Source organism: Steroidobacter sp., assembly GCF_016790065.1.
In the GTDB taxonomy this organism is placed as follows: domain Bacteria; phylum Pseudomonadota; class Gammaproteobacteria; order Steroidobacterales; family Steroidobacteraceae; genus Steroidobacter.
On sequence record NZ_JAEUPY010000404.1, the window covers coordinates 1 to 4,626 of the forward strand.

A 4,626-nucleotide genomic window follows, 5' to 3' on the forward strand; every position below is an offset into this window, starting at 1 on the left:
CCGCTTTCTGCAAGCCAATGCCGCCACTCTGATTGCCATCGAACAGTTGCTCGAGAACGCGGGCGTGGCGCAGCTGCTACCCGATTGGTCGCAGCGCTCGCGAAGCGGAGCCATCCTCGCCGACCTCCGCAGCCTCGATGCAGACGTGCAGCCGCTCGCTCTGCGCCGGACCGCGCCGACGCCAGCCGAGGTGTTCGGCATCCTGTATGTGCTGGAAGGCTCGCGTCTCGGCGCCCGGATGCTGCTGGATCAGGTCAGCACCAGCGGTGACCCCGCCGTGCGTAGTGCTTCTTCTTACTTGAGCCATGGCCAACCCGGTCCGGAGCGGCCCGGCCTGTGGCGCAGCTTTCTTCAGCAACTGGAGACACACGAGGCCGCCGACGATCAGACACAGACCGTGTCCGGCGCGGTTTACGCGTTCACCATGTTCATCCGCTCGTTCGGTCAGGCCGCCACCGACCTGCAGCTGCGCACCGCGCCCGCCGCCTAGGCCCGTCAACTCTAAGTCCGTCAAATAACTGTCAAATCTGCACCGGTCCTGGGTCGAGGTTTTGCTCGCAGGGCAGCATCGGTGATTGGAAACTGTGCGCCAAATCCAGCGGCGCTCGACGGCGTTTCGCGACACTGCGCCGTCGAAGTGAACGCATGGATCAATGTTCTACCTCGCTGCCTGCCTCATCGCCGCCTTATGCGTCGTCGCCGCCTGGGTCGCCCATCTCAAGCTCCGCATGCGGGAGATGGCCGAGCGCGTGACCGAGGCCGAGTCGCGCCATCGACTGTTCATCGAGCAGGTGGAACACGGCGGTCTGGTCCGTCGCAAAATCGAAGCGCAGTTATTGGAGAAGCAGCAGCACCTGGATCGTCTGGCTCATCATGACCAGCTGACCGGCCTGCCCAACCGACTATTCCTGCAAGCTCACTTGCCCGCGGCCGTCGAAGACGCGCGACGTAAAAAAGTGGCGCTGGCGGTGTTGTTCATCGATCTGGATCGCTTCAAGCACATCAACGATACGCACGGCCACGAGACTGGCGACAAGCTGCTGCAATCCGTCTCACAACGGATCAAAGACGCGGTGCGCGGCGACGACATCGTAGTGCGCATGGGCGGCGACGAATTCGTCGTCGTGCTCAACACCGTCAAGAGCACCAATCAAGTCAACGAAACCGCATCTCGTATCACCGCGGCCCTCGGCGCGCCTTTGGAAATCGATGGCAAACCGATTGTGACAACTGCGAGCGTAGGTGTGAGCATGTTCCCGCGCGACGGCGAAGACGTCGGCGCCCTGCTCCGTCATTCCGACACGGCGATGTATCAGGCCAAGGATAGCGGTCGAAACAACTTCCAGCTGTTCAGTCCGGTAATGGATCGCAAGCTGAAAGAGCGCGTCGCCATCGAGAACAGCCTGCGCGCCGCGTTGGAATCAGAGAATCAATTGGATGTGCATTACCAGCCGCTGATCGATATCGAGACCCGGCGCGTGGTCACGCTGGAAGCGCTGGTGCGTTGGAAACATCCGACCGACGGCTACATCGCGCCGCTACGTTTCATTCCCGTCGCCGAAGAGACCGGTTTGATCGCCGGTCTCGGCGACTTCGTCATTGCACGAGTGGTCGAGGACATGGTGAAGTGGCGCAAGGCCGGCCACACCATGTTGGTGCCGGTAGCTATCAATGTGTCGCCGGGTCAGCTGGCTCGTTGCGATCTGCGCCAGCGCATCGCCGAACTCACCCAGGTCAATTCGCTGAGCCCGGCCATGCTGCAGATCGAGCTCACCGAAGGCGCCATGTTCGATCAAGTCGAAACCCGGCATGGCACGAACGGTAGCGAAGCCGGCGTCGACGCCATCAACGATCTACGTGCGCTCGGCGTGCGCGTGGCCATCGACGACTTCGGCACCGGCTACTCTTCGCTCAGTTATCTGAAGCGCTGGCGTGTCGACTATCTGAAAATCGATCGCAGCTTCATTCGCGATCTGGTCACCGACTCCAACGATCACGCCATCGTCGGCGCCATCATCGCCATGGCCCAGCACCTGAAGATCAAGGTCATCGCCGAGGGCGTGGAAGGCTGGTCGCAGTTGGAAACGCTCCGCAAGCTCGGCTGCCGGTATGCCCAGGGCTATTTGTTCGCGGAGCCGGCGCCGGCGGATAAATGCCGAGATTTCTTGAACGGCCGGCCGCTCGGTCTGACCGACGTCGACACCGACTTGTTGAAAGCCGCCAGCGCCTGACCTGCGCTCCCAGCGCTCAATAGAATTTTTTTCAAAATGCCGGGAACCACTGTGCCCGGCGGCGCGTATCCCTCCGTCGGATGCCCTTCACGGGAAAGCTCCGGCCCGGCTGCCTAGCTGGCGGCCCTCCCTAGATTTCATTGCGAAGGCTCCCGCAGCGAGCCGAATCTAGAGCAACGTACGAATCGCGGCCCCGATGCGGGCCTCATACAGGAGTCGCGGATGAACCGACTGGCAAGTCGACTGCCGGCCATTGTCGAGCAGCACCAACAAGAAATCCTCACCGAGTGGGTCAGACTGCAGTTGGAAAACGGCACCTGGCGCGCCGGGCGCTTACAGGAATCGCAGCTGCGCGACGACTCGCAGCGGTTTCTGAGCGCGCTGGTCAGTAGCATCAAGAACGGCATCCAATTCGATGCACGCAGCTCGCAGTGGGCCGAGATTCGCGAAATCCTCAGCGATCTGTCACGCAGCCGCGCCACGCAAGGCTTCTCGCCCTCGCAAGTGGCCACCTTCGTGTTTTCGCTGAAACAGCCGATTTTCGCGCGCCTGCGTGGCAGCCTGATCAACGAGCCGGAAGCGCTCGCAGACACCCTGTGGGAAGCAACTCTGTTGCTGGACTCGCTGGGTCTGTACACCACTGAGGTGTATCAGCAGGCCCGCGAGTCGGTTATCGCCCGCCAACAGGAAGAGCTGATCGAGCTGTCCACCCCGGTGGTCGAGCTGTGGCCCGGCGTCCTGGCGCTGCCGTTGATCGGCACACTCGACAGCGAGCGCACGCAGGTGGTGATGGAAACTCTGTTGGAGCGCTTGGTCGCTACCGGTTCCAGCATCGCAGTGATCGACATCACCGGCGTGCCGACCGTAGATACTTTGGTCGCGCAACACTTGCTCAAGACCGTGTCGGCTGCGCAGCTGATGGGCGCGGACTGCATCATCAGCGGCATCCGTCCGCAGATCGCTCAGACCATCGTTCATCTTGGCATCGATCTATCGTCGGTGGCCACGAAGGCCAGCCTGTCAGACGCCTTTGCGCTAGCTCTAAAGCGACGTGGCCTGACCGTGACGTCCGCCGCGGCGGCCGCGGCCCGAGGTTAGTCTCGTGGATCGCGTCCCGATTCTGCGTCTGGGCGACTGCCTGCTGGTCACCGTTCAGGTCGACATGCACGATGAGCTGGCCATGACCTTGCAGGACGATCTCACCAACAAGATCGTCGCCACCAAGGCACGCGGCGTACTCATCGACATTTCCGCGCTGGAGATGGTCGACTCCTTCATCGGTCGCATGCTCGGCAACATCGCCGCCATGTCGCGCATCCTGGATGCGCAAACCGTCGTGGTGGGCATGCAGCCCGCCGTTGCCATCACTCTGGTCGAACTCGGCTTGTCGCTGCCTGGTATCCGCACCGCGTTGAACGTCGACGCTGGCCTGGCCCTGCTGCGCAACGCGCTCGATCGGAGCGATGCAGGCAGCCATGTCGATTGAACCAACCACGTTGGCCGTGCGTTCCGGCGAAGACGTGGTCAAGGTTCGGCAAGCCGTGCGCACGCTGGCCATGGATCTGGGCTTCAGCCTGGTGGATCAAACCAAAGTCATCACCGCGGCCAGCGAGCTGGCACGCAATACGCTGACTTACGGCGGCGGTGGCGAAGTGCGCGTCGAGCGCCTGAATGAAGGGCCGAAACGTCTGGGCATGCGGCTCACGTTCGAGGATCGCGGGCCCGGCATCAGCAACATCGAGCTGGCGCTGACCGACGGTTACACCACCGGCAATGGCTTGGGCCTGGGTCTCAGCGGTGCACGGAAGCTTTCGCACGAATTCGATATCTGGTCGCAGCCCGGCGTCGGCACGCGCGTGACCATCACTCGTTGGAAGTAAATGCAACTGTTCCGGATCGGCGATTCCAGCGAGGTCGCGCCAGCGAGGCGTGGCGTCGCGGCGTTCGCCGCCAATTTGGGGTTCGACGAAGTAGATGCCGGCCGGGCGGCGCTGCTCGCCACCGAGATCGGCACCAACCTGATCAAGCACGGCGCCGGCGGCGAGCTGATCGTGCAAAAAACAACCAACGGCACGCGCCTCGGCCTGGAACTGCTCGGTCTCGATAAAGGCCCGGGCATCGTCGATGTGGCCAAATGTTTGCGCGACGGCTTTTCCACCAGCGGCAGCCCGGGCACCGGCCTCGGCGCCATGGAGCGCATGTCACAACGGTTCGAGATCTACACCCGCCCCGGCCAGGGCACGGCAGTGCTGGCACAGTTATGGCCGGATGGCCGCGCCCCCCCGCAGGAGCGCTTGCAGATCGGCGCATTGGTCGTCCCCAAGTCCGGCGAGGCCGCGTGCGGCGATCACTGGTGTTATCACGAGCGCGTCGAAGGCGTGTTGCTCGCAGGTAT

6 protein-coding genes are annotated in these 4,626 nt (G+C 62.8%); all 6 read left to right on the top strand.

All coding sequences use genetic code 11. The features are described from left to right. Positions 1 to 490 (top strand): biliverdin-producing heme oxygenase (locus JNL55_RS16660; protein WP_293855840.1); only part of this gene is annotated, 490 nt, incomplete at its 5' end. A 163-nt stretch (positions 491 to 653) separates the two neighbouring features. Next, on the top strand, positions 654 to 2,231 hold the full coding sequence (locus JNL55_RS16665) for a putative bifunctional diguanylate cyclase/phosphodiesterase (protein ID WP_293855843.1): 1,578 nt from the start codon (positions 654 to 656) through the stop codon (positions 2,229 to 2,231). A gap of 222 nt (positions 2,232 to 2,453) precedes the next feature. Further along, positions 2,454 to 3,329, top strand: coding sequence for an STAS domain-containing protein (locus JNL55_RS16670; protein ID WP_293855846.1), 876 nt, complete (start codon positions 2,454 to 2,456; stop codon positions 3,327 to 3,329). 4 nt (positions 3,330 to 3,333) lie between these two features. Next, on the top strand, positions 3,334 to 3,717 hold the full coding sequence (locus JNL55_RS16675) for an STAS domain-containing protein (RefSeq protein WP_293855849.1): 384 nt from the start codon (positions 3,334 to 3,336) through the stop codon (positions 3,715 to 3,717). After that, positions 3,707 to 4,111: an anti-sigma regulatory factor gene (locus JNL55_RS16680; RefSeq protein ID WP_293855852.1), complete on the top strand. Its 405-nt coding sequence runs from the start codon at positions 3,707 to 3,709 to the stop codon at positions 4,109 to 4,111. Before JNL55_RS16675 ends, JNL55_RS16680 begins: the two co-directional genes overlap by 11 nt. Continuing rightward, positions 4,112 to 4,626 (top strand): anti-sigma regulatory factor (locus JNL55_RS16685; RefSeq protein ID WP_293855855.1); only part of this gene is annotated, 515 nt, incomplete at its 3' end. It abuts the gene before it with no gap.

Excerpts from the sequence above, each read along its gene's own strand:
- JNL55_RS16680 (WP_293855852.1), top strand. The coding sequence starts at position 3,707 with ATGTCGATTGAACCAACCACGTTGGCCGTGCGTTCCGGCGAAGACGTG.
- JNL55_RS16665 (WP_293855843.1), top strand. The coding sequence starts at position 654 with ATGTTCTACCTCGCTGCCTGCCTCATCGCCGCCTTATGCGTCGTCGCC.
- JNL55_RS16670 (WP_293855846.1), top strand. The coding sequence starts at position 2,454 with ATGAACCGACTGGCAAGTCGACTGCCGGCCATTGTCGAGCAGCACCAA.